The following is a 24,298-nucleotide window of genomic DNA, read 5'->3' as shown; positions in this document are numbered from 1 at the left end:
TCCATTCTCTCAGCGCTGGGCGAGCTCCGCCACGATCGGCCGGTGGTCGCTGCCCGAGCCGTCGTAGGCGCCGAGCACCTCGAATCCGACGACCTCCCAGTCGGGCGTGGCGAGCACGTGGTCGATCGGGCTGCCGAGCAGTTCGGGCAGGTCGGTGGGCCAGGTGCCGAGACCGGCCGCGTCGGCGGCATCCGCCGCATCGTGGCACCGTCCGAGGTCGCCGCCGTCGGTGCCGAGCCCGGCGAAGTGGTCGACGGTCGCGTTGAAGTCGCCCGCCATGATGACGCTGTCGGCCGCGCACTGGGTCGCCAGCCACTCGAGGTCGCTGCGCCAGTTGCGCATCTCCCAGCGGATGGGCGCGACCGCGTGCGCCGCGACGATCGTGGGCCCCGAGCCGTCGATCGGCTGCGCCACGACGGTGGGCAGCGTGTTCGTGTTGCCGGGCGGGCCCGTGCCCGACGCCGAGACGACCTCGTAGTCGCCGAGGTCGGGACTGATCAGCAGCGTCGTCGAGCGCGCCTTCGCGATCACGTCGAACGCGATGGTGTTCACCCACATCGGGTTCCCGCCCTCGCGCATGGCGATCGCGATCTCCTCGCCGAGCGGCTCGGTCGTCTCGGGAAGCGAGACGATGTCGGCGCCCGTGTCGAGCGCGAGTTGCGCGATCGTCGCCGCGTCGGGCACCTCGCCGAGGGTGTTCCAGGAGAGCACGGTGATGGTCTCGGGCCCCGACGAGGCGGTCGTGCCGGTGACGCCGCGGGCCGCGATCACCGCGGAGTTCGCCACCGCGTACGCGACGAGCACGAGGATCAGCGCGAGGCTGAACCGGCGCAGCTGGTGGGTCGCGATGACGAGCGCGAGCAGCAGGCAGCACGCGAGCGCGGCGACCACGGCGAGGCCGCGCAGCGCGACGACGTGCGAGACGATCCACTCCTGCTGGAGGCCGACCGCCTGGGGCCAGGTGAAGACCGCGGCGACGGCGGCGCAGCCGAGCACCGCGAGGACTGCGAGCACCCGGGACACCCGATACAGCGTAGGGGCTCGGCTGGGGCGTGCCGTGCACGTGTGCCGTGAGTGCGCCGAGAGCGCCGGTCGTGCACGACCGCGGCGCGGTCGCGTCGATACGATGGGGGATGCCCCGACGCGATCGCCCAGCCGGCGGCATCGACCTGCACACGCACTCGAGCGTCTCCGACGGCACCCAGGAGCCCGCGGAGCTCGTCGCCGAGGCGGCGCTCTCGGGGCTGGCCGGCATCGCGCTCACCGACCACGACTCGACGGCGGGGTGGGATGCCGCGCGTGACGCGGCGCGCGCGCACGGCATCGTGCTGCTGCCCGGCATGGAGCTGTCGACGCGCGAGCAGTTCGCCAGCGTGCACGTGCTCGGCTACCTCGTCGACCCCGCGAACGAGGCGCTCGTCGCCGAGACCGCGCGCATCCGCGAGGGGCGGCGCACGCGCGCCGAGGCGATCGTCGACGCGATCGCGCACGACTACGCGCTCACCTGGGACGACGTGCTCGAGCAGGCGACCGAGGGGGCCACGATCGGCCGGCCGCACATCGCCGACGCGCTCGTGGCGCGCGGCCACGTGCCGACCCGTTCCGACGCCTTCGCGGGCATCCTGCACTGGCGCTCGGGCTACGCCCGGCCGCACTACGCGCCCGACCCGCTCACGGGGGTGCGCCTCATCCGCGCCGCGGGCGGCGTGCCCGTGCTCGCGCACCCGGGCACGCGCGGCGACGGCGACGTGATCGCGCCGAAGCGCCTGCGGCAGCTCGTCGAAGCGGGGCTCTTCGGCCTCGAGATCGACCACCCCGAGAACCACGAGCGCAACAAGCGCGCGCTGCGCGAGCTCGCCGACCGGTTCGGCCTCGCCGTCACCGGGTCGAGCGACTACCACGGCACGGGCAAGGCCAACCGGCTCGGCGAGCACCTCACCTCGCCCGAGGTGGTCGAGCGCATCCTCGCGGAGGCGACGGGCACCGAGCCGGAGCTGCCCGGCTGAGCGTTCGCGTCAGCCGGGCATCCGAGTCGTGATCGGCGGTGGGCCTACTGCTGGGGCGCCTGGCCGCCGCCCTGGTTCGCGCCCTGGCGCGGCCCGCGACGGCGACGGCGTCGGCGCGGGGCCGCCTTGCCGTCGTGGTGCTCGTGGCCCTTGCCGTCGTGGGTGCCGGTGCCCGGCTCGGCGCGCTCGGCGGGCGCCTGGCCGTCGGCCTGCTGCGCCTCCGAGGAGCCGCCGCCCTGGCCGCCCGACGACTGCCCGTTGCGCGTGCGACGGCGGTTGCGCGAGCGGTTGCGGGAGCCCGAGCCGCCGCCCGCGGCATCCGCCCCCTCGGCCCGACCGGCCGTGCTCGAACGCGACGGCGGAGCGGACGCCGCACGGATGCGGCCCTTCGTGCCCTCGGGGATGTCGAGGTCGGTGTAGAGGTGCGGGCTCGACGAGTACGTCTCGGTCGGCTCGGGCTGGCCGAACTCGAGCGCGCGGTTGATCAGCGCCCACTTGTGCAGGTCGTCCCAGTCGACGAACGTGACCGCGATGCCCGTCTTGCCCGCGCGGCCGGTGCGGCCGGCGCGGTGCAGGTAGGTCTTCTCGTCGTCGGGGATGGTGTGGTTGATCACGTGCGTGACGTCGAGCACGTCGATGCCGCGCGCGGCCACGTCGGTCGCGATCAGCACGTCCTTCTTGCCGGCCTTGAACGCGGCCATGGCGCGCTCGCGCTGGTCCTGGTTGAGGTCGCCGTGCACGGCCGCCGCGTTGAAGCCGCGGTCGTTGAGCTCCTCGACCAGCTTCGCCGCAGCACGCTTGGTGCGCGTGAAGATGACGGTCTTGCCGCGGCCCTCGGCCTGCAGGATGCGGGCGATCACCTCGTCCTTGTCGAGCGAGTGCGCCCGGTAGACGAGGTGCTTGATGTTCGCCTGCGTGAGGCCCTCGTCGGGGTCGGTCGCGCGGATGTGGATCGGGCGCGTCATGAAGCGACGGGCCAGGGCCACGATCGGGCCCGGCATGGTCGCCGAGAAGAGCATGGTGTGGCGCGTCGGCGGGGTCTGCGCGAACAGCTTCTCGATGTCGGCGAGGAAGCCGAGGTCGAGCATCTTGTCGGCCTCGTCGAGCACCATCTCGCGCACGTTCTTCAGGGAGAGGATGCGCTGCGACGCGAGGTCGAGGAGGCGACCGGGCGTGCCGACCACGATCTGGCCGCCGGCCTTCAGCTGGTCGATCTGGCCCTCGTACGCCTTGCCGCCGTAGATCGAGACGATGTTCGTCGGGCGGTTCGCGGTCGCGAGCTCGAGGTCTTCCGTCACCTGCACGCACAGCTCGCGGGTCGGCACGACCACGAGGGCCTGCACGCCCGGTTCGGGCGCGTCGCCCAGGCGCTGGATGAGGGGGAGGCCGAAGCCGAAGGTCTTGCCCGTGCCGGTCTTCGCCTGGCCGATGATGTCCTGGCCGGAGAGTGCGAGCGGGATGGTCTGTTCCTGGATGGGGAAGGGCTCGGTGATGCCCTTCGCCGAGAGGGCGTCGACCATGTCCTGGGCGATGCCGAGATCGGAGAATGTCGTCAAGGGAGAATGCCTGTCGTCGAATGAAGAAGGTGCGCCCTGTTCGTCGGCAGGCGCACTGGCCGTCGATCCGTTGCCGACGGCTCCGCAGACGAGTGTACCGTCCGGGCCGTCGCAACCCCTGATCGGGCGGCACTAGGCTGGTCGGGTGGTTTCCTGGTCGGCCCGTCGAGGCGCACGCGGTGAGGTGCCCGGGCAGCGTCCCCGGGTCGAGCCGACGAACCTCACGAGGGTCGACTTCACCGAGCTGACGCCCGACGTGCTGCCGTTCCTGGGGCAGGCCGCGTACATCCAGCTCGAGTTCTTCGAGAACCTCTCGCGCGCCGTCTCGACCTCGCCGAACCTCGCCGCGAAGGAGGGCCTCAGCGCCTCCGCCGGCGTGGCGCTGCGCAAGCACCACGGCCTCATCGAGGAGATCCGCGAGCACGACGCCGAGCCCGAGGACGTCATGGCGCCGTTCGCCCCCGCACTCGACGTCTACCGCACGGCGATCGCCGGCGCCGACTGGTGGGAGTTGCTGCTCGGCACGTATGTCAGCGCGGGAATGCTCGACGACTACTTCATCCGGCTCGCCGACGGCCTGCCGTCGCCCGTGCGCGGGCGCGTCGTGCGCCTGCTCGGCGAGGTCGGCGCCTCGCCCGTGCTCGTGCGCGAGCTGAGCGAGGGCATCGCGACCGTGCCGGGCCTCGCCGACCGGCTCGCCCTGTGGGGCCGCCGCATCGTGGGCGACACGCTGCTCGTCGCGCGATCGGCGATCCGCGAGGGCACGGGCTCGGGCCCGGAGGTCGAGCCCATGTTCACCGAGCTGATCGCGGCGCACACCCGCCGCATGGACGGCCTGGGCCTCACCGCCTGAACGGTGCCGATCGTGTGGTTCGCCGGCTCGGGGGCATCCGCCCGCCCCTGAGATTCAGGGCTGCGGATGCCGCCTCAGGCGACCTGCGCCCCGGGGCGCTGCAGGCGCTCGGCCAGCTCGGCGTCGGCGGCCTCGCGGCGACGGCCGATCAGCACGTCGGCGCCGGCCGCGGCCAGGCCGGAGCAGACGAGCGCGATCAGCCAGATCCAGCCGCCGTCCCACGGCATGCCGAGCCAGGTGAGCGCGACCCACGTCACCGCCGCGGCGGCGGTGCCGATCGCGGGGATCAGCACCGAGCCGTGCAAGTGGCGGCGGGGGAGCGCATAGCGCGCGGCGAGGCCGAGGATGGCGCCACCGAGCGAGATGAAGAGGAGCTCCATCAGGCGACGAAGCCGACGCGGCGCGACTGGTCGGAGCCGATCTCGACGTACGCGAGCGACGCGGTCGGCACGAGGTAGACCGAGCCCTTCGCGTCGACGAGGCGGAGGTGGCCCGCGGCGTTCGCGAGGGCATCGGCGACGGCCTTCTCGACGTCCTTCGCCGACTGGTCGGACTCGAACCCGATCTCGCGCGGGGAGTTCTGGATGCCGATGCGAATGTCCACTGTGGGCCCTTCCGAGTGTGCGACGTGACCCGCTCAGACTACGACACCGGCGACCCGCCCCCGGGCTCGCGTTCACTGTCGGCGCAACGGGTTACCGTGAGGCGCGTGGAGCACGCAGACCTCACCCGCACCCCGACCGCACCGGGGTCGCCGTCGCGCACGGGCGACGCCGCGGCCGACGTCGACGGGCTCCTCCTCGACCCCGCGCAGCGACGCGTCGTCGACCTGGCGGAGGGGCGCTCGGCAGCCGTGCTCGGCGCGCCCGGCACGGGCAAGACCACGCTCGCCGTCGAGGTGGTCGCCGACCGCGTGCTCGGCCGGGCGTACGCGCCCGAGCACGTGCTGGTGCTCGCGTCGAGCCGTCGCGCGGCGACCGCGCTGCGCGACCGCATCGCCCTGCGCCTCGGCGTGCCGACGAACGGGCCGCTCGCGCGCACGGCCAACTCGGTCGCGTTCCAGGTCGTGCGCGGCGCGCTCGCCGACGCCGACCCGACGCTGCTGACCGGCGGCGAGCACGACCGCATCATCGCCGAGCTCATCGACGGCTCGATCGACGACGGCACCGGCCCGACGTGGCCCGAATCGCTCGGCCCCGAGGTGCGGCGCCTGCGCGGATTCCGCACCGAGCTGCGCGACCTGCTGATGCGCGCCACCGAGCACGGCATCGGCCCGGGCGACCTGCGGCGGCTCGGCCAGAGCGCCGGCGTGCCCGCGTGGGAGGCGGCGGCCGACTTCGCCGAGGAGTACGCCGAGGTGAAGGACCAGTTCCGCGACGCGCGCTTCGACGCGGCCGAGCTGCTCGCGTTCGGCGCCGCGGTCGTGGGCGAGAGCGTGCGCGAGCCCGAGGCGCTCGCGGCACTCGGATCGCTGGCCGAGGCACGCTGCATCGTCGTCGACGACGCGCAGGATGCCACGGAGGGCACGATCGCGCTGCTGCGCGCGTTCGTGCGTCGCGGCGCATCCGTCGTCGCCCTCGGCGACCCCGACGTGGCCGCGAACGCGTTCCGCGGCGGGCGCGCCGACCTGCTCGGCGGGCTCGGTCCGGCGCTCGGCGTGGCCGACGTCGAGCAGGTCGTGCTCGAGCACGCGCGGCGCGGCCGGCCGGAGATCCACGAGGTCGTGCGCGCCGCGACGAGCCGCATCGGCACCGCGCTCGGCGGGCCGCAGCGCGCCGCGCGCCTGGTCGCCGAGCCCGACGGGGCCGCCGGGGCCGACGGCATCGCGCCGATCGTGCGCATCGACGCGCCGTCGCACGCAGCCGAGTGCGCCGACATCGCCGCGCTGCTGCGCGAGCGGCACCTGCTCGACGGCGTGCCCTGGTCGCGCATGGTCGTGGTGTTGCGCTCGGGCGGCGAGATCGCCGCGGTCGAGCGGGCACTCTCGGTCGCCGACGTGCCGACCCGCACCTCGGCGGCCCGCTCGGCCCTGCGCGACGAGGCCGCGGCTGCACTGCTGCTGCGCGCGGCGTCGTACGTGGTGGGGCGCGAGCCGCTCACGGCCGAGCTCGCGGGCGACCTGCTCGCCGGCCCGCTCGGGCGGCTCGACGGGGTGGGCCTGCGCCGGCTGCGGCTCGCGTTGCGCCGGGATGAACTCGCCGCGGGCGGCGACCGCACCGGCGACGAACTGCTCGTCGAGGCGCTCGGCGTCGTCGGCGGCTTCGAGTCGATCGACGACCGCGTCGCGCGCCGCGCCGGCCGGCTCGGACGCGTGCTCGCCGAGGGGCGTCGCGTCGCCGACGCGGGCGGCACCATCGAGGAGGTGCTCTGGGCCGTCTGGGACGGCAGCGGGCTCGCCGCCGAATGGGCGGCGCAGGCGAACGGGCACGGCCTCCTCGCCGAGGAGGCCAACCGCGCACTCGACGCCGCCGTCGCGCTGTTCGCGTCGGCCGAGCGGTTCGTCGAGCGACTGCCCGGCGCGCCCGCACGGCGCTTCCTCGACGACGTGCTCGGCAGCGACGTGCCCGAGGACTCGCTCGCCCCGCGCCGCGCCGAGGAGACCGTACTCGTGTGCACCCCGCAGGCCGTGGTCGGCCAGGAGTACGACGTGGTGGTCGTCGCCGGCCTGCAGGACGGCGTGTGGCCGAACCTCAAGCCCCGCGGCTCGCTGCTGCGCGCCGACCGGCTCGCCGCCGTCGCCGCCGCCGACCGCGCGGGGGAGCCGGTCCGGCACGTCGTCGATCGCACGGTCGCCGACGAGCGCGCCGAGGTGCGCGGCGACGAGCTCCGGCTGTTCGCGCTCGCCGCGTCGCGGGCCGACCGGCAGCTCGTGCTCGCGTGCACGAGCAACGACGACGAGCAGCCGTCGGTGCTCATGGCGTTCGCCGACGTGCCGGCCGCCCCGCGCCGCCGCCGCCCGCTGCACCTGCGCCGCCTCGTCGCCTCGCTGCGGCGCGAGCTCGCCGCGACCGGCTCGGCCGAGGCCGCCCAGGCGCTCGCCCGCCTCGCCGACGCGGGCGTGCCCGGCGCCGACCCGTCCGAGTGGTACGGCCTCGGAGACCCCAGCACCGATGCGCCCCTGGTCGATCTCGACGGCGACCCCGAGGCGCGCGTGCACGTCTCGCCCTCGCAGATCGAGCGCGCCGAGGAGTCGCCTATAGCGTGGTTCGTCGACACCGTCGCGCAGACGCCGAGCGGGCTCGCCGCGTCGATCGGCACCATCGTGCACGCGGTCGTGGAGGAGGCATCCGCCCTGCCCCCGGAGCAGCTCGACGTCGAGGCCGTGTGGTCGGCGATCGAGGCGCGCTGGGGCGAGCTGCGGTTCGATGCGCCCTGGCTCGATGCGCGCGAGCGGCGTTCGGCACGGGTCATGGCCGAGGGCGCCGCCGAGTACCTCGCCGGGTTCGCCGACGACGGCAAGGTGCTGCTCCAGGCGGAGGGGCGCTTCACGCTCGAGCTCGGCCGCACGCTCGTGCGCGGCACGGTCGACCGCGTCGAGCGCTCGGCCGACGGCACGGTCGTGATCGTCGACCTCAAGACCGGTCGCACGCTGCCGTCGGTGGCCGGCATGCCGGGGCATCCGCAGCTCGGCGCCTACCAGGCCGCCGCGCGCGACGGGGCCGTGCCCGTCGGCGACGGCGAGCCGGGCGGCGCGAAGCTCGTGTTCGTGGCGAAGCCCGCATCGGGCCGCGCGTACACCGAGCGCGTGCAGCAGCCGTTCGACGACGAGGCCTCGGCCGCGTTCGCCGCGCGCGTCGGGGCCGTGGGACGCATCATGGCGGGTTCGACCTTCGACGGCCCGCTCGAGCTGGGGTACAAGTCGCCCCTCGGCCGGTGGGAGTATCGCGTGCAGCTCGTGAAGGCGGTCAGCGCATGACCCGGGCGCACGCGGAGGGCGGCGCATGATCGGCGCCCGCGAGATCGCCGCGCGCCTGGGCCTGCCCGCACCGACCGACGAGCAGTGCGCCGTGATCGAGGCGCCGCACCGCGCGCAGAGCCTCGTCGTGGCGGGCGCCGGCAGCGGCAAGACCGAGACCATGGCGAACCGCGTCGTCTGGCTGCTCGCGAACGGGCACGTCGCCGTGCCCGAGGTGCTCGGCCTCACGTTCACGCGCAAGGCCGCCGGCGAGCTCGCCGAGCGCATCTCGCGCCGCGTCGGCCAACTGGTGCACGAGGGCATCGCCCGCGTCGAGCTCGACCTGCTCGACGCCGCCGAGGTCTCGACCTACAACGCCTTCGCGAGCGCCATCTACCGCGAGCACGCCATGCGCATCGGGCGCGAGCCCGACGCGGCGCTGCTCGGCGAGGCATCCGCCTGGCAGCTCGCCCGCAGCGTCGTGCTCGACAGCGACGACGAGCGCCTCGTCGAGCTCGACCAGTCGGCCGACCGCATCACCGGCGCGGTGCTGGAGCTCAGCCGCGGCATCGCCGAGAACGTGGCCGACCCGCGCGACGTGCGGGTCATGGCGCGGCAGTTCCTGGCCATGGCCGACCTGCCCACCGGTTCGGCGCGCAAGAAGACGCCGTACGCGACGTTCGCGTCGGCGATGCAGCAGGTCGGCGGCCTGCCCGTGCTGGTCGACCTCGCCGAGCGGTTCGCGCTCGAGAAGCGCCGCCGCGGGCTGCTCGAGTTCTCCGACCAGGTGGCGTTCGCGCTCGAGATCTGCACACGCCACCCGGAGGTCGTCGACGCGTACCGCGACCGCTACGGCGCGGTGCTGCTCGACGAGTACCAGGACACGAGCGTCGTGCAGACCCGCCTGCTCTCGACCCTGTTCGGCGGGCGATCGGTCATGGCCGTCGGCGACCCCGACCAGTCGATCTACGGCTGGCGCGGGGCGAGCGCCACGAACCTGGCGCGCTTCGGCGGCGACTTCGGCGACGCGGATGCCCCGGTCTACGACCTCTCGACGAGCTGGCGCAACCCGCGGCGGGTGCTCGACGCCGCCAACGCGCTGCTGCGCCCGTTCCTCGACGATCCGGTGGTGCCGAAGCGCGCGCTCGGCGCGGCGCCGGGCGCCGGTGAGGGTGCGGTCGAGCTGCGCTGGGGCGAGACCGTCGAAGACGAGGCGGCCGCGGTCGCCGACTGGTTCGCAGTCCGGCTGCGGGGCGGGGGACGACCGCCGTCGGCCGCGATGCTCTGCCGCACGCTCAAGCAGGTCGACGTGTTCGCCGAGGCGTTCGAGGCGCGGGGCGTTCCCTTCCACGTGCTCGGGCTCGCGGGACTGCTCGACCAGCCCGTCATCGCCGACCTGGTCAGCGCCCTGCGCGTGCTGCACGACCCGAGCGCCGGCGCCGAGCTGCTCCGCCTGCTCGGGGGCGCGCGCTGGCAGGTCGGCGCGGCCGACCTCGCCGGGCTCGCCGAGACCGCGCGCTGGCTCGCCGCACGCGACCACGCCCTGCAGCCGCTCGACGACGACGTGCGGGCGCGCATGCGCGCGAGCGTCGTCGCCGAGGAGCACGCGTCGCTCGTCGACGCGCTCGACTTCGTGGTCGAGGCGCCCGCCGGGCACGCCGCCACGGCGCGCATCGGCGAGGAGGGGCTCGCCCGCATGCGCGCCGCGGGGGCCCAGCTCATGTCGCTCCGGCGGCGCGCCGGCCTCGAGCTCGCCGACCTGGTCACGCTCGTGCAGCACGAGCTGCTGCTCGACATCGAGGTGGGCGCGAACGCCGCGCAGCCGCTCGGCGCGCCGAGCCTGGAGGCGTTCGACGAGCTGCTCGCCGGGTTCCTCGACGTGAGCGAACAGCCCACGCTCGGCGCGTTCCTCGGCTGGCTCGCCGAGGCCGAGCAGCGCGACCGGCTCGCCCCCGGCAGGACGAGCCCGAACCGGGCACCGTGCAGGTGCTCACGGTGCACGGCTCCAAGGGGCTCGAGTGGGACCTCGTCGCCCTGCCACGCGCCGTCGAGGACGAGCTGCCGTCGGCGCCGCTGTCGACCAAGGGCTGGCTCGCCTTCGGCGAGCTGCCGTACGAGTTCAAGGGCGATCGCGACGAGCTGCCCGACCTCGCCTGGCGCGGCGTGCACGACCAGAAGCAGTTCGAGGAGGCGACGAAGGAGTACCAGGCCGAGATCCGTCGCCTGCACGAGGAGGAGCAGCGGCGGCTCGCCTACGTGGCCGTCACGCGCGCCCGGCGCGAGCTGCTGTTCAGCGGGTCGTGGTGGTCGGTGCAGAAGGGCGCGCGGGGGCCGAGCCCGTACCTGCACGAGCTGGTGGCGGCCGGCGTGCTCGCCGAGGAGGCGCTGCCCGGCCCGAGCGTGCACGAGACGAACCCGCGCGCGGGCGGCGGGCAGCGCGCGACGTGGCCGCTCGACCCGCTGGGCGCGCGCCGGGCCCGGGTGACCGCGGCGGCCGCGGCGGTGCGCGCCGCTCGCGAGTCGGGTGCGGCGTCGGCGATCTGCGACGAGCTCGACCGCGACCTCGACCTGCTGCTCGCGGAGCGCGACGCCCGGCGTTCGCCCGACGAGCAGGGTGCGCAGCGACCCACCCGCGTGCCCGCGTCGCGGTTCAAGGACTGGGTCGACGACCCCGCGGGCGTCGTGGCCGAACTGCGCCGTCCGCTCCCGCAGCGACCGTACCGGGCCACGCGCATCGGCACGCTCTTCCACTCGTGGGTCGAGGCGCGGTCGACCGGCGCCGGCGACGCGGTCGACGCTGAGGCGTTCGAGCTCGACGCCGACGACGCCGTGCCCGTCGAGCACGAACGGCTCGCCCGCCTGCAGGAGACGTTCGCCGCGTCGCCGTGGGGCACCCGCAGGCCCGACGAGGTCGAGGTCGAGATCCACCTGCCGCTCGGCGGCACCGTGTTCGTCTGCAAGCTCGACGCGGTGTACCAGGTCGACCCCGACAGCGACGCCGGCCGCAGGGGCATCCGCTACGAGGTCGTCGACTGGAAGACCGGCGCCGCACCTCGCGACGCGCGCGACCTCGAGCTCAAGCAGACCCAGCTCGCGCTCTACCGGCTGGCGTTCGCGACCTGGCGCGAAGTGCCGCCCGAGGAGGTCGACGCGCTCTTCTACTTCGTGGAGGACGACGCCGTCGTGCGACCGGAGCGCCTCTACGACGAGGCGGAGCTGCTCGCGTCCTGGTCGTCGTCGTCCGCGTCCTGATCCGCGTCGTCGCCCCACCCGGTCAGGTCGAGCGGCAGGGCCCCCGTGGCATCCGCCTCGTCGTCGTCGCGCTCGCCGGCGGCCATGCGCTCGAGGTCGGAACGGTCGTAGCTGTCGGTGAGCATGCTGGACGCCTCGCTGCCGCCGCCCGTCCGCGGGGTGCGGTCGAGCAGTTCCTCGACGTCGGCGACCGCCATGACCGGCCCCGTGTCGGTCGAGAGGGCGGGCGACTCGTCGGCGTGCACGGTGTCGACGAGGCCGTCGAGCAGCCCGACCGCGTCGTCGACGATCTCGGGGTCGCGCGTCTCGACGCCGTGCAGCAGCCAGCGCGCGAGCTCCAGTTCGCCGTGCAGCAGCGCGCGCTGCGCGATCCCGCCGTCCTGCGGGCCGCCGCGCGCACGCAGGTACGCCGACAGCGCGTGCTCCGCCGCCTCGCCGCGCGCGGTCATCAGCCAGTGCAGGTCGCGGGCCGGGTCGCCGGCCTGCAGGCCCGACCAGCCGATGACGCCCGACACGTGCGTGCCCTCGACGAGGATCGAGTCGGCCGCCAGCCCGCCGTTGATCACGGTCGGCGCGAACTGCCAGAGCTCGGCGTCGTCCGCGGCCGACTCCCACCGGCGCAGCAGCGCGGCCGGCACGCGGCCGGTGTCGGCGGCCCGGCCGATGAGCTCGATGACCGCCGACCGGCTCTCGGCCGCGGTGTGCCGGGGAGCCCGGACTCGGCGAGGAACGCCGACGGCAGGCCGTGGATCGCGGCGATCGACGCGCCGACCTCCGCGGCGAGCACCGGCTCGGCCGTGAGTTCGTCGGCGTCGCGCACCGCGCCCGGCACGTAGTCGTACACGACCGCACGCGTGCCCGACACGGGCGCCTGCCCGACGAACGTGGGCACGGCGAACGGGAGCCGGGCGCGGATGCCCGCCGAGAGGGCGCGCAGGGCGACGAGGTCGGCCGACTGCTCGAGCTCGGCGCCCGACGACGTCGGCACGCGGATGAGGAGCGTGCGACCGTCGGTGCTGCGCAGCAGCGCGGAGTCGAACTGCCCGTACGACCCGCGCGAGTGCGGTCGCGCCCCCGACACCTCGAGCCCCGGAACAGCCGCCGTGGCCAACGCGGCTAGAGTGAGAGGTGGTCTGGCCATGGGTCTCAGCCTAGGCTCGCCGGGCTTCCCCGTGGTCGAGCGCCACACCCTCGCGGTATCTCCGCCGCCGCAAGCAGAGAGGTCGCCGATGCCGGTTCCCGTGCCGCCGCTCGCCCGATCGGCGCTCGATCGCGACGCCGATGCACGCGTCGATCCCGGACTGTTCGACACGCTCGACGCGGCCGACGACGTGCGCGTACTGCCCGTCTGGCGCGGCCGGGCGCTCATGGCGCAACGCGTCGACGGCTCCCCGCTCGAGCTCGCGCTGCTGCCGCGCGCCGACGTGCCGGCGTCCGAGATCCGCATCTACCTGGGTCGCACCATCGCCGGCGACGACGGCTCGTCGCTGCGCGTCGTGGCGCACCTGCTCGATGACGACGCCGCACACGCCCTCGAGCCCGAGGAGGCGCGCTGGGCCGGCCTGCGCGCCGTCGTGACCGGGCTCGCCGACCGCGATGCCGGGCTGTTCACCGAGGCCGTCGCGCTCGCGAACTGGCACGACTCGCACCGGTTCTGCCCGGTCTGCGGTGCGCCGTCCGAGCCCGAGCAGGGCGGCTGGGTGCGCCGCTGCACGGCGGAGGACCGCCAGATCTTCCCGCGCACCGACCCCGCCGTGATCGTGCTCGTCACCGACGGCGACGGCCGCGTGCTGCTCGGGTCGAACGCCATGTGGGAGCAGCACCGGTTCTCGGTGCTCGCCGGGTTCGTCGAGCCGGGGGAGTCGCTCGAGGCCGCCGTCGTGCGCGAGATCGAGGAGGAGGCGGGCCTCGAGGTGACCGACGTGCGCTACCTGGGCTCGCAGCCGTGGCCGTTCCCGGCCTCGCTCATGGTCGCGTTCGCCGCATCGGTCGACGACGCCGACGCAGTGCGCCCCGACGGCGAGGAGATCGTCGAGCTGCGCTGGTACACGCGGGAGGCGCTGGCCGCCGCCGCGGGGAGATCGCCCTGCCCGGCTCGTCGTCGATCGCCCGCTGGATGCTCGAGGAGTGGTACGGCGGCGACATCGACGGGCACGCATGAGCGACGACCCCGACTCGCTCCTCGACGCGCTCGACGACCAGCAGCGACTGGCGGCCGAGTCGCTGCTCGGCCCGGTCTGCGTGCTCGCCGGCGCCGGCACCGGCAAGACCCGCGCCATCACGCACCGCATCGCCTACGGCGTGCGCACCGGGGCCTACACGCCCGAGCGCGTCATGGCGCTCACCTTCACCACGCGCGCCGCGGCCGAGCTGCGCGGCCGGCTGCGCACGCTCGGCGCCGCGGGCGTGGCGACCCGCACCTTCCACGCCGCCGCCCTCGCGCAGCTCAACTACTTCTGGCCGCTCGTGGTCGGAGGCAGCGCGCCGCAGGTGCTCGACGGCAAGGCGCGCGTGCTCGGCCAGGCCGCCGAACGCCTGCGCATCCGCGTCGACACCGCCACCCTGCGCGACCTCGCGGCCGACATCGAGCTGCGCAAGGTGTCGGGGCAGTCGATCGACCAGCACGCCGCGCGGCTCACGTCGCGCGGGGCCCCCGGCGCGCTCACCGTCGAGCAGGCGCTCGACCTGCACGCGGGCTACGAGCGCATGAAGGACGAGGCGCGGCGCATCGACTTCGAGGACGTGCTGCTCGCGACCGCGGGCATGATCGAGCACGAGGCATCCGTCGCCCTGCATGTGCGCGAGCAATACCGCTTCTTCGTGGTCGACGAGTACCAGGACGTCTCGCCCGCCCAGCAGCGGCTGCTCGACCTGTGGCTCGGCGACCGCAGCGAGGTCTGCGTCGTCGGCGACGCGAGCCAGACCATCTACTCGTTCGCCGGGGCGCGGCCCGACTACCTGCTCGGCTTCGAGTCGCGGTATCCGGATGCCACGGTGCTGCGTCTCGAGCACAACTACCGATCGCTCCCGCCGATCGTCGACGTCGCGAACCGGCTCATGCGCGGTCGCCCCGGCGCGCTGGCGCTCACGAGCGAGCGCACCGACGCCGCCGCGCCGCAGCCGGTCGTGCGCGAGCACCCCACCGACATCGCCGAGGCGCGGCAGGTCGCCCAGCGCGTGCTCGAGCTGATCGAGGAGGGGAGCAGCCGGAGTCGATCGCGGTGCTGTACCGCGTGAACGCCCAGTCGGCGGTGCTGGAGCGCGCACTCGACGAGGTGGGCGTGAGCTCCCGGCTGCGCGGTGCGCGGCGATTCTTCGACCAGCCCGAGGTGAAGCAGGCCGTGCAGGCGCTGCGCGCGGCGTCGCTCACGATCGCCGACGAGCCGCTGTTCAAGTCGGTCAGCGACGTGATGCGCTCGCTCGGGTGGAGCCAGTCGCCGCCCGAGGGGCCCGGTGCGGTGCGCGATCGCTGGGAGGCGTACAACGCGCTCGTGCGGCTCGTCGACGACGTGCCCGACGGCACGACATTCCGCCGGTTCACCGACGACCTGCTCGAACGCGCCGCCGCGCAGCACGAGCCGACGGTCTCCGCGGTCACGCTCGCGACGCTGCACTCGGCGAAGGGCCTCGAGTGGGACACGGTCTTCCTCGTCGGCCTGTCGGAGGGACTGCTGCCCATCTCGTACGCGTCGGGCCTCGAGCAGGTCGACGAGGAGCGGCGCCTCCTCTACGTGGGCATCACGCGGGCACGACGCCGACTCGAGGTGAGCTGGTCGGAACGGGGCGGTCAGTCGCGATCGGTGCGAGCGCCGTCACGGTTCCTCCGAGAGATCGGCACCCGCAGCCCGGATGCGACGGCACCGGCTCGGGGCGCGATTCGGCGCTGACCGGGTCGAACCGCAGGGCGCGGGCGGCGAGCCCCGTGTCCTGGCGGCGCAGCCGGGCATCGACCGCGAGCGTCGCGGCGGTCATCGCGTGCAGGAGCGTGAGGCGACGGATGCCCCGGGCCGGCCGCCCGAGCAGCTGCGACGCGATCGCGGGCCAGGCGGGGTCGGCGTCGACGCGCGCGAGCTCGATGCAGTGCAGGCACGGCCCCTCGCCCGGCTCGACGAGCGGGCCGACGACCGCGCCGGCGTCGTCGAACAGCACGCGCAGGTGCGGCACGTCCCGCGCCATCCACCCCGCCACCCGGCGCGGGTCGACCACGTGGTCGGCGACCACGATCGCGAGGTCGATGTCGTCGGCGTCGTGCTCGGGCCCCACGACCTCGTAGCCGACCGCCGCGAGGTCGGCGGCGAGGCGCTCGCACCGGGCGCGATCGCCGTCGACGGCCAAGCGGGCGTCGACCTCCGGGTCGGGGGCGTCGAGGGCCGTCTCGACGGTGGCGAGGAACACGTCGACGTCGCCGTCCTCCGCGCCGAGGCGCTGCGCGAGCCGCTCGAGGCTCGCGCGGCCGGCGCCGGCGCGCAGCGCCTCCACGAGCGCGAGGTCGACGTGGTCGGCGTCGCGCAGCACCGCGAGCGGCCGGGCGGCGCCGAGCTGGAGGTCGGCGGGCGTGCGCCAGACGAGGGGGACGCGCGGGTCGATGCGTGCGGGCATGCGAGAGAGACTGCCGCACGGGGCATCCGCTCGGGAGCCCGGCGGCGGATCTGTGGAGGCGAGGCGCTCTCCACAGGCCCGATCAGGCCGGAACGGAAGCGGAGTCAGCCGCGATCGGCGTCGGGCGAGCCCTCGTCGTCGGGCGCGCCCGTGTCGGGCGAATCGGCGTCCTCGCTCGCACCGGGCGTCTCGCCGCGCAGCAGCGCCTCGAGCGCCTGGTCGAACGCGTCGGCCTCGCTCGCCTCCTCCTCGGTGCGCTCGCCGGTGAGCCGCGCGACGATGCGCGCCGGGTCGTCGACGTCGGCCGAGCTCGGCAGCAGGTCGGGGTGCGACCACAGGTCGTCGCGCCCGGCGACGCCCACCGCGTCGGTGACGGCGGTCCACATCGCGGCGGCCTCGCGCAGGCGGCGCGGGCGCAGCTCGAGGCCGACGAGCGTGCCGAAGGCCGACTCGGCCGGCCCGCCGGTCGCGCGGCGGCGGCGGATGGTCTCGGCGATCGCGCCGCTCGACGGCAGGCGCTCGGTCGCTCGCGCGGTCACGACGTCGACCCAGCCCTCGATGAGCGCGAGCATGGTCTCGAGACGTGCGAGCGCGACCTGCTGCTCCTCCGTCTTCGGCGGGATGAGCGAGCCGTTGACGAGCGCATCGCGCAGCGCCTCGGGGTTCGACGGGTCGAAGTCGCTCGCGAGCTCCTCGATGCGGTCGGTGTCGATGCGGATGCCCCGGGCGAAGTCCGTGATCGACGAGATGAGCTTCAGCCGCAGCCACCTCGCGTGCCGGAAGAGGCGCGCGTGCGCGAGTTCGCGCACCGCGAGGTAGAGCTGGATCTGGTCGTCGGGGATGTCGAGGCCCTCGCCGAACTCGGCGGCGTTCTGCGGCAGCACGGCCGCGGTGCCGTCCTCGAGCAGCGGGATGCCGACGTCGCCGCCCGACACCACCTCGGCCGAGAGCTGCCCGACGACCTGGCCGAGCTGCATGGCGAAGAGCGTGCCGCCGATCGAGCGCATCATCTGGCTGGCGCCGGCCATCATGCCGCGCAGCTCCTCGGGCGCCTGCTCCGACATGACCTTCGTGAGCGAGTCCGCGATGCTCGACGCGACCGGCTCCGCGAGCTGGGTCCAGACGGGCATGGTCTGCTCGACCCAGCGTCGCCGGCTCAGCAGCACCGGGGCGTCGGTCAGGCTCGAGACCGCGACGGCCTCGTCGAGCCAGAGCGCGGCCACGTGGTACGCCTGCTCCCAGGCGGCGCGGCTCGCCGCATCCGTGTCCTGCTGGCCGTCGTTCGCGCGGGCGACGCCCTGCTGGAGGGCGAGGTCGCGGTTGATGCCGTCGCCGCCCGAGGTCATCGCCTGCTGGAGCTGGCTGAACAGCGCGGCGACGCTCGCCGGATCGTTCGGGAGCCCGGCCGCACCGGCGAGCTGGGCGGGGTCGACGCCCGCGCCGCCGGACAGGATCTCGCGCAGCATGTCGCGGAATTCGTCCTCGGGACTCCGGTCGTCGCCGGGGCCATCTGCATCGGCCACTTCAGCCACCTCCCAGTCGGATGTTCCTACGCTATCCGCGCACCCGACGGGATGACTGGGAAATGGCCTAGGCTGGTCGCTCCGGCTGTCCGCCCGTCGCGAACAGCGCCACCGGCACCTCGCAAGTGTTCGTCGGCGCGCCCCCGCGTGCCGACCCAGAGAGGAACCCGATGGCCCTGTTCGACGAGGATCGGCTGCGCCCGGAACCCCGTCGCCGGCAGTCGCGTGCGCGGCAGGCCGGCTGGTGGCTGCTCGGCATCGCGGCCGTGGTGGCTGGTGTCTTCGCGGCATCCCCGGCGCCCTATGTCATCGAGCAGCCCGGCCCCGTCTACGACACCCTCGGCACGGCGCAGACCAGCGACGGCGGCGAGGTGCCGCTCATCTCGATCCCCGACGAGACCACGTACCCCACCGAGGAAATCTCGACCTGCTGACGGTCTCGATCGTCGGCAACCCTCGTCAGCAGCCGACCTGGATCGAGATCGGCGGCGCGGTGCTCGACGACAGCCGTGCGGTCGTGCCGATCGAGGCCGTGTTCCCCGCCGACCTCACGCAGGAGGAGCGCGACGAGCAGAACCAGACGCTCATGGTCGACTCGCAGCAGGATGCGATCGCCGCGGCCCTCGTGGCGCTCGGCTACGACTTCCCGCGCGACGTCACCGTCATCGCGCTGCTCGAGGACTCGGCCGCGGAGGGCGAGCTCGAGGAGGGCGACGTCATCACGTCGGTGAACGGCGAACCGGTGCACGACATCGCGACGCTGCGCGCGGTGATCCAGGAGAACGGCACCGAGCCGGCTGCCATCGAGGTCGAGCGCGACGGCGAGGAGGTCGACGCCGAGGTCACGCCGACGGACGTCGACGGCACGCTGCTCATCGGCGTGGGCGTCACCATGGCGTACGAGTTCCCCATCGACGTGCAGATCCAGCTCGACGACGTGGGCGGCCCGAGCGCCGGCCTCATGTTCGCGCTCGGCATCATCGACAAGCTCACCCCCGACGCGATGACCGGCGGCGAGCGCATCGCCGGCACCGGCACCATCGACTCGGCGGGCAACGTCGGCGCGATCGGCGGCATCGTGCAGAAGATGCACGGCGCGCTCGGCGCCGGCGCCGACTGGATGCTCGCGCCGATCGGCAACTGCGACGAGGTCACCGGCAACGTGCCCGGCGACCTGGAGGTGTTCGCCGTCACCACGCTCGACGAGGCCATGGTCGTCATCGACGTGATCGCGGCCGAGGGCGACCTGGACACGCTTCCGCGCTGCCCTGCGGGCTGACCGGCCACCGCTTCGGTCACGGCAGGGTCACGGCCCGCTCAGCGTTCGCTGGGTCGGGGGCCCCGGCTCACCTCGTCCGCATAGGATGGAGGATCGACCCCGACCCCCATCGAAGTAGAGGCCGAGAGTGACGTCAACACAGCCCGAGCAGGCACAGGGGCGCCGTCGCGCGCCGATCGCGATCACGATCGGAATCGTGGCCGCCCTGGTGATCGGCTTCTTCATCTTCGCGGGGCTGTACGCCGACATCCTCTGGTACGAGCAGCTCGGCTTCCTCAACGTGCTGACGACCGAGTGGATCGCTCGCGCGCTGCTCTTCCTCATCGGCTTCGTCGGCATGGCGGTCCCGGTGTGGGTCAGCATCCAGATCGCGTACCGCACGCGGCCCGTCTACGCGAAGCTCAACTCCCAGCTCGACCGCTACCAGGAGGTATTCGAGCCGCTCCGACGGCTGGCCATGTACGGCATCCCCGCCGTGCTCGGCATCTTCGGCGGCGTCTCGGCCGCGTCGCGCTGGCAGACCACGTTGCTCTGGCTGAACGGCACCTCGTTCGGCACCATCGACCCGCAGTTCGGCTTCGACGTGGGCTTCTACGTCTTCGACCTGCCGTTCTACCGCGGCCTGGTCGGCTTCGCATCCGCGGTCGTGCTGCTCTCCACGCTGCTGGTCGTCGCGACCAACTACCTCTACGGCGCCATCCGCATCTCGGGTCGCGAGGTCGTCATCTCGAAGGCGGCGCGCATCCAGATCGCGGTGACCGTGGGCATCTACCTGCTGCTGCAGGCCGTGAGCATCTGGTTCGACCAGTACGCCACGCTCACCGAATCCAACGACCTGATGACCGGCGCGTCGTACGCCGACGTGTACGCGACCATCCCCGGTCGCGGCATCCTGGCGGGCATCGCGCTCGTCGTCGCCGTGCTCTTCTTCATCACCGCGATCATCGGGCGCTGGCGCCTGCCCCTCGTCGGCACCGCGCTGCTCATCATCTCGAGCCTCATCATCGGCTCGCTCTACCCGTGGGTCATCCAGCGCTTCCAGGTCGACCCGAGCGCCAAGTCGCTCGAGGCGCCGTTCATCGAGCGCAACATCGACATGACCCGCGAGGCCTACGGCGTCGCCGAGGTGGAGGAGATCCCGTACGAGGCGCAGACCGACGCCGAGCGCGGCGCGCTGCGCGAGGACGCCGAGACGACCGCGAACATCCGCCTGATGGACCCGGCGCTGATCAGCGACGCATTCGCGCAGCTCGAGCAGTTCCGCCAGTACTATCAGTTCCCCGAGGTGCTCGACGTCGACCGCTACCAGATCGACGGCACGACGCAGGATGCGGTGGTCGCGGTGCGCGACCTGCGCCTGGCGGGCCTCGGCGACGCCCAGAACTGGGTGAACTCGCACATCGTCTACACGCACGGCTACGGCGTGGTGGCGGCGGCCGGCAACCAGCGTTCGGTCGACGGCCAGCCGGTCTTCATCCAGTCGGGCATCCCGACCATCGGCGACCTCGACGTCGAGGAGCCCCGCGTGTACTTCGGCGAGAACTCGCCCGAGTACTCGATCGTGGGCGCGCCGGAGGGAGCGAACCCGGTCGAGCTCGACTACCCGGCGGGCGGTGACAACGGCAACCAGACCCAGACCACGTTCGAGGGCGACGGCGGCCCGTCGCTGAACGGCATCTTCAACAAGCTGATCTACGCACTGAAGTTCCAGAGCGAGCAGATCTTCCTCTCCGACAACGTCAACGACGAGTCGCAGATCCTGTACGACCGCGACCCGCTGACGCGCGTCAGCAAGGTCGCGCCGTACCTCGAGCTCGACTCCGACCCGTACCCGTCGGTCGTCGACGGGCGCATCGTCTGGATCATCGACGGCTACACCAAGACCGACGCGTACCCGTACTCGACGAAGCTCTCGATGAGCCAGGCGATCTCCGACTCGCAGCAGCAGGCGGCGACGTTCGCGATCGACGACGTGAACTACATCCGCAACTCGGTGAAGGCCACGGTCGACGCGTACGACGGCACCGTGACGCTGTACGCGTGGGACGCGGAGGAGCCGATCCTCCAGGCCTGGCAGAACATCTTCCCGTCGACCGTCGTGCCGATGGACGAGATGTCGGGCGACCTGATGAGCCACGTGCGCTATCCGAGCGACCTGTTCAAGCTGCAGCGGTCGATCCTCGGCCGGTACCACGTGACCGACCCCGGCTCGTTCTTCTCGCGCGACGACGCCTGGACCACCCCGGACGAGCCGACCGCTCCGACCGGCAGCGACCTGCTCCAGCCGCCGTACTACCTGACCATGCAGATGCCCGGGCAGGACGACCCGACGTACTCGCTGTACTCGACGTTCATCCCCGAGTCGGGCGACCAGGACAGCCGCAACGTGCTGAAGGGCTACCTCGCTGTGGACGCCGACGCGGGCAGCTCCGACGGCGAGCGTTCGGACGGGTACGGCACCCTGCGGCTGCTCACGCTGCCGTCCGGCGACCTCGTGCCGGGCCCCGGCCAGGTGCAGAACCAGTTCAACGGTGACCCGAGCATCTCGGCGCAGCTGAACATCCTCCGCCAGGGCTCGTCCGACGTCATCAACGGCAACCTGCTCACGGTGCCCGTCGGCGGCGGCCTGCTCTACGTGCAGCCCGTCTACGTGCGGTCGACCGGTGAGACCAGCTACCCGCTGCTGCAGAAGGTGCTCGTCGCCTTCGGCGACCAGATCGCGTTCCAGGACACGCTCGACGAGGCGCTCGACGTGCTGTTCGGCGGCGAGTCCGGTGCATCCGCGGGTGACAGCGACGTCGACGGTGGTTCCGGTGACACCGGAGACACCGGAGACACCGGAGACACCGGTGATACGGGAGACACCGGGGACACCGGTGACACGGGCGACACGACCGATCCCGGCACGTCGACCGGCGACCCGCAGACCGACGCCGAACTGCAGGCGCTGCTCCGGCAGGCCCAGCAGGCCCTGCAGAACAAGCAGCAGGCGCTCACCGAGGGCGACTGGGCGGCGTACGGCGTGGCCGATGCGGAGCTCGCCTCGACGATCGCCAGCATGCTCGCGCTGCTGAACGAGTGATGTCCGTCGACCTGCGGTCGGGGAGTGGCTCGACGACAATCGGGCCAACTGGGACGAACGCGTTCCGGTGCACCTCGGCGCCGGGTCGATGTACGACCAGCAGCCGCTCCGCGAGGGGCGCAGCGTGCTCGACCCGATCGCGTCGGCCATGCTGGCGCGCCGGTTCCCCGACGGGGTCGAGGGGCTGCGGATGCTGCACCTGCAGTGCCACTTCGGATCGGACACGCTGTCGCTCGTGAACCTCGGCGCGAACGTCGTCGGCCTCGACTTCTCGCGGCCCGCGGTCGACGAGGCGCGCCGCATGGCGGCCGAGCTCGGTTTGGGGGAGGAGCGAGCGCGGTTCGTCGAGGCGAACGTCTACGAGGCGCGCGAGGCGCTGCCCGAGCCTGGCGCGTTCGACGCCGTGTTCACCACGTGGGGCACGATCGGCTGGCTGCCCGACGTGGCGGAGTGGGCGCGCATCATCGCGTGGTTCCTGAAGCCGGGCGGGTCGCTCGTGTTCGCCGACGGGCACCCGACCGCGTTCGTGTTCGACGGCGACGGCGCTGCCGACGGGATGCCCGCGTTCACGTACCCGTACGGCAACCCCGAGCCCGACATCGTGGTGGACGGCTCCGACTACGCCGACCCCGACGCCGAGCTCGTCAACCAGCGCACGTGGGAGTGGATGCACCCGATGGACGAGATCCACGGCGCGCTCCGCGGCGCGGGCCTGGCGATCGAGGACTTCCGCGAGCACTACCGGGTGCCGTGGCAGATCTTCCCGCGCACGGTCGATGCCGGCGACGGCATGTACGGCTGGCATGACCGGCCGTGGCTGCCGCTGTCGTACTCGATCGAGGCCGTGCAGGCCGGCCCCGGGGCATCCTGAACCGGTCGTTTCCGGCCTCGATTTGAGGAGTGCGCGAACCGATGCTAGAGTTATCTCTTGTGCCGCGGGGTGGAGCAGTTCGGTAGCTCGCTGGGCTCATAACCCAGAGGTCGTAGGTTCAAATCCTGCCCCCGCAACCAAGTGAGGCCCGGAATCATGCGTGATTCCGGGCCTCTTCTCTGTCTGCGGACCCGGATGCCGGGAGACGTTCCGCCGGCTCGTCCGCCGCGATCGGTGGGAGAATCGACCCATGCGCGCAGGACGTCGTGTCCGGTCGCATGCGGGCGCTGCGGCCCTCGCCGTCCTGGTGACGACGGCCCTCGCCGGATGCACGGGCATTATCGACGCGATCGCCCCGAACGAGCAGGAGGTGCTCGCTGCGGAGATCCGCGGTCGTGCCTCGCAGGGCCTCGTCGACCTCGCCGCGCAGACTCGTCGGGCGGGGCAGCTCCGCGCCCTCGTGGTGACCCTTGACGGCGAGCCGATCCTGGACGAGACGTTCGGCGCCGCGGCGGACGACGGGTGGGACACCGAGGAGGTGACCATGAGCGTCATCTCGACACTGATCGGCATCGCGATCGCCGACGGTAGCGTCTCCGGCGTCGACGCGACGCTGGCGGAGCTGCTGCCCGACGACGTCGATCGCATGTCGGCGGCGACCGCCGATGCGACGCTCGACCAGGTGCTCACGCACACCGCCGGCTTCGCGGGAACGCACGAGGGCCCCTCCTACACGTTCCAGCGCTCGGACGACTGGATCGCGACCATCCTCGAAGATGCGGTGCGGGCGCCCGGCCGCACCTTCGACTACTCCGACGGCGGCGCGCACCTCTTGTCGGCGATCATCGAGCAGGCGACCGGCGCGAGCGCGTTCGACTACGCCCGCGAACGCCTGTTCGCTCCGCTCGGCATCGAGACGCTCGCCGCGTTCGAGGGGCCGCTCGCCGATGCCGAGGACGACTCCGCAGCGGTCGCCTGGCCGGTCGACCCGCAGGGTCTCAACACGGGATGGAGCCATCTCCGGCTCCGGCCGACCGACCTCGCGGCGATCGGCAACCTGTACCTGCAGGAGGGGCGCTGGAACGACGAGCAGGTCGTGCCGGCCTCGTGGGTGCGCGACGCGACCGCCGACCAGCTCGGTGGCATTCCGGTGCGTGCCGGCGTGACCGGCGGCTACGGGTACCTGTGGTGGCGCACCACGTTCCTCGACGACCCCGCGTACCTGGCCTGGGGCTTCGGCGGGCAGGTGGTCGAGGTGGTCCCGGCACGCGGTCTGGTGGCGGTCGCCGCGACCGAGATCGATGCCGGGGACGACGCGGATGTCGGGCTGCTGCCGTCGGAACTGCTGCCGCTGCTCGAGCACCTCGTGTCGGGATGATCCG

Annotated in this window: 16 protein-coding genes, 1 tRNA gene and 4 pseudogenes; 14 read left to right on the top strand and 7 right to left on the bottom strand. The window is 73.3% G+C overall.

Annotation, left to right across the window (positions count from 1 at the left end):
- Window positions 1–9: 9 nt before the first annotated feature.
- Window positions 10–1,023, bottom strand: a complete 1,014-nt coding sequence (locus QUE38_RS01670) for an endonuclease/exonuclease/phosphatase family protein (protein ID WP_286309846.1) — start codon at window positions 1,021–1,023, stop codon at window positions 10–12.
- Between the two features lie 110 nt (window positions 1,024–1,133).
- On the opposite strand from QUE38_RS01670, the gene QUE38_RS01665 reads away from it, so the two are divergent.
- Window positions 1,134–2,006, top strand: coding sequence for a PHP domain-containing protein (locus QUE38_RS01665; RefSeq protein ID WP_286309844.1), 873 nt, complete (start codon window positions 1,134–1,136; stop codon window positions 2,004–2,006).
- A gap of 44 nt (window positions 2,007–2,050) precedes the next feature.
- Here the strand turns inward: QUE38_RS01665 and QUE38_RS01660 are convergent, their stop codons facing one another.
- Window positions 2,051–3,562 (bottom strand): DEAD/DEAH box helicase, encoded by a 1,512-nt coding sequence (locus QUE38_RS01660; RefSeq protein ID WP_286309842.1) that lies wholly within the window; start codon window positions 3,560–3,562, stop codon window positions 2,051–2,053.
- A 145-nt stretch (window positions 3,563–3,707) separates the two neighbouring features.
- Here QUE38_RS01660 and QUE38_RS01655 point away from each other — a divergent pair, with 145 nt between their 5' ends.
- A complete protein-coding gene (locus tag QUE38_RS01655; RefSeq protein WP_286309841.1) occupies window positions 3,708–4,415 on the top strand; it encodes a ferritin-like fold-containing protein in 708 nt (235 codons plus the stop codon).
- 74 nt (window positions 4,416–4,489) lie between these two features.
- Here QUE38_RS01655 and QUE38_RS01650 read toward each other — a convergent pair whose 3' ends face one another.
- Window positions 4,490–4,795 carry a hypothetical protein gene (locus QUE38_RS01650; protein WP_286309840.1) on the bottom strand — a complete coding sequence of 102 codons (306 nt, stop codon included), beginning with the start codon at window positions 4,793–4,795 and terminating at the stop codon, window positions 4,490–4,492.
- The gene (locus QUE38_RS01645) at window positions 4,795–5,019 is read right to left on the bottom strand and encodes a DUF3107 domain-containing protein (RefSeq protein ID WP_286309839.1); all 225 of its coding nucleotides are present in this window, start codon (window positions 5,017–5,019) and stop codon (window positions 4,795–4,797) included. Before QUE38_RS01645 ends, QUE38_RS01650 begins: the two co-directional genes overlap by 1 nt.
- 105 nt (window positions 5,020–5,124) lie before the next feature.
- Between QUE38_RS01645 and QUE38_RS01640 the strand changes: the two genes are divergently transcribed.
- From QUE38_RS01640 to QUE38_RS17335, 4 genes and pseudogenes are all read left to right on the top strand, one after another.
- Entirely contained in the window at window positions 5,125–8,331 is a 3,207-nt protein-coding gene (locus QUE38_RS01640) for a UrvD/REP family ATP-dependent DNA helicase (protein ID WP_286309838.1), read from the top strand.
- 25 nt (window positions 8,332–8,356) lie between these two features.
- Window positions 8,357–9,754 (top strand): annotated as a pseudogene (locus QUE38_RS17345) (ATP-dependent helicase); the annotation flags it as partial.
- 536 nt (window positions 9,755–10,290) lie between these two features.
- A pseudogene (locus QUE38_RS17340) lies at window positions 10,291–10,545 on the top strand (3'-5' exonuclease); the annotation flags it as partial.
- A 132-nt stretch (window positions 10,546–10,677) separates the two neighbouring features.
- A complete protein-coding gene (locus QUE38_RS17335) occupies window positions 10,678–11,562 on the top strand; it encodes a PD-(D/E)XK nuclease family protein (RefSeq protein WP_350227619.1) in 885 nt (294 codons plus the stop codon).
- Here QUE38_RS17335 and QUE38_RS01630 read toward each other — a convergent pair.
- Together QUE38_RS01630 and QUE38_RS01625 are read right to left on the bottom strand one after the other, a co-directional pair.
- The gene (locus tag QUE38_RS01630) at window positions 11,511–12,200 is read right to left on the bottom strand and encodes a phosphotransferase (protein ID WP_286309835.1); all 690 of its coding nucleotides are present in this window, start codon (window positions 12,198–12,200) and stop codon (window positions 11,511–11,513) included. The two genes, QUE38_RS17335 and QUE38_RS01630, sit on opposite strands and share 52 nt — an antisense overlap.
- Window positions 12,125–12,673 (bottom strand): protein kinase family protein, encoded by a 549-nt coding sequence (locus tag QUE38_RS01625; RefSeq protein WP_286309834.1) that lies wholly within the window; start codon window positions 12,671–12,673, stop codon window positions 12,125–12,127. Before QUE38_RS01625 ends, QUE38_RS01630 begins: the two co-directional genes overlap by 76 nt.
- On the opposite strand from QUE38_RS01625, the pseudogene nudC reads away from it, so the two are divergent.
- Window positions 12,555–13,577, top strand: a pseudogene (gene nudC / locus QUE38_RS17330) (NAD(+) diphosphatase); the annotation flags it as partial. The gene QUE38_RS01625 and the pseudogene nudC sit on opposite strands and share 119 nt — an antisense overlap.
- A gap of 142 nt (window positions 13,578–13,719) precedes the next feature.
- Window positions 13,720–15,449, top strand: a pseudogene (locus tag QUE38_RS01615) (ATP-dependent helicase).
- 816 nt (window positions 15,450–16,265) lie between these two features.
- On the opposite strand, the gene QUE38_RS01610 reads toward QUE38_RS01615, so the two are convergent.
- The gene (locus QUE38_RS01610) at window positions 16,266–17,627 is read right to left on the bottom strand and encodes a zinc-dependent metalloprotease (protein WP_286311605.1); all 1,362 of its coding nucleotides are present in this window, start codon (window positions 17,625–17,627) and stop codon (window positions 16,266–16,268) included.
- A 227-nt stretch (window positions 17,628–17,854) separates the two neighbouring features.
- Between QUE38_RS01610 and QUE38_RS17325 the strand changes: the two genes are divergently transcribed.
- The 6 genes from QUE38_RS17325 to QUE38_RS01585 all read left to right on the top strand — a co-directional run bounded on the left by QUE38_RS17325 (window position 17,855) and on the right by QUE38_RS01585 (window position 24,294).
- Entirely contained in the window at window positions 17,855–18,118 is a 264-nt protein-coding gene (locus QUE38_RS17325) for a hypothetical protein (protein ID WP_350227504.1), read from the top strand.
- 59 nt (window positions 18,119–18,177) lie between these two features.
- Window positions 18,178–18,963 (top strand): YlbL family protein, encoded by a 786-nt coding sequence (locus QUE38_RS01605; protein WP_350227503.1) that lies wholly within the window; start codon window positions 18,178–18,180, stop codon window positions 18,961–18,963.
- Window positions 18,964–19,090: 127 nt separating this feature from the next.
- Entirely contained in the window at window positions 19,091–22,045 is a 2,955-nt protein-coding gene (locus QUE38_RS01600) for a UPF0182 family membrane protein (protein WP_433996931.1), read from the top strand.
- Window positions 22,046–22,133: 88 nt separating this feature from the next.
- Entirely contained in the window at window positions 22,134–22,916 is a 783-nt protein-coding gene (locus QUE38_RS01595) for a class I SAM-dependent methyltransferase (RefSeq protein WP_286309833.1), read from the top strand.
- Between the two features lie 63 nt (window positions 22,917–22,979).
- Window positions 22,980–23,056: transfer RNA gene (locus QUE38_RS01590), tRNA-Met, on the top strand.
- A 110-nt stretch (window positions 23,057–23,166) separates the two neighbouring features.
- Window positions 23,167–24,294: a serine hydrolase domain-containing protein gene (locus QUE38_RS01585; protein ID WP_286309832.1), complete on the top strand. Its 1,128-nt coding sequence runs from the start codon at window positions 23,167–23,169 to the stop codon at window positions 24,292–24,294.
- The last annotated feature ends 4 nt before the right edge of the window (window positions 24,295–24,298 follow it).

It is taken from the genome of Agromyces mangrovi (assembly GCF_030296695.1).
In the GTDB taxonomy this organism is placed as follows: Bacteria; Actinomycetota; Actinomycetes; order Actinomycetales; family Microbacteriaceae; genus Agromyces; species Agromyces mangrovi.
This window is presented reverse-complemented; position numbering and strand designations above follow the sequence as displayed.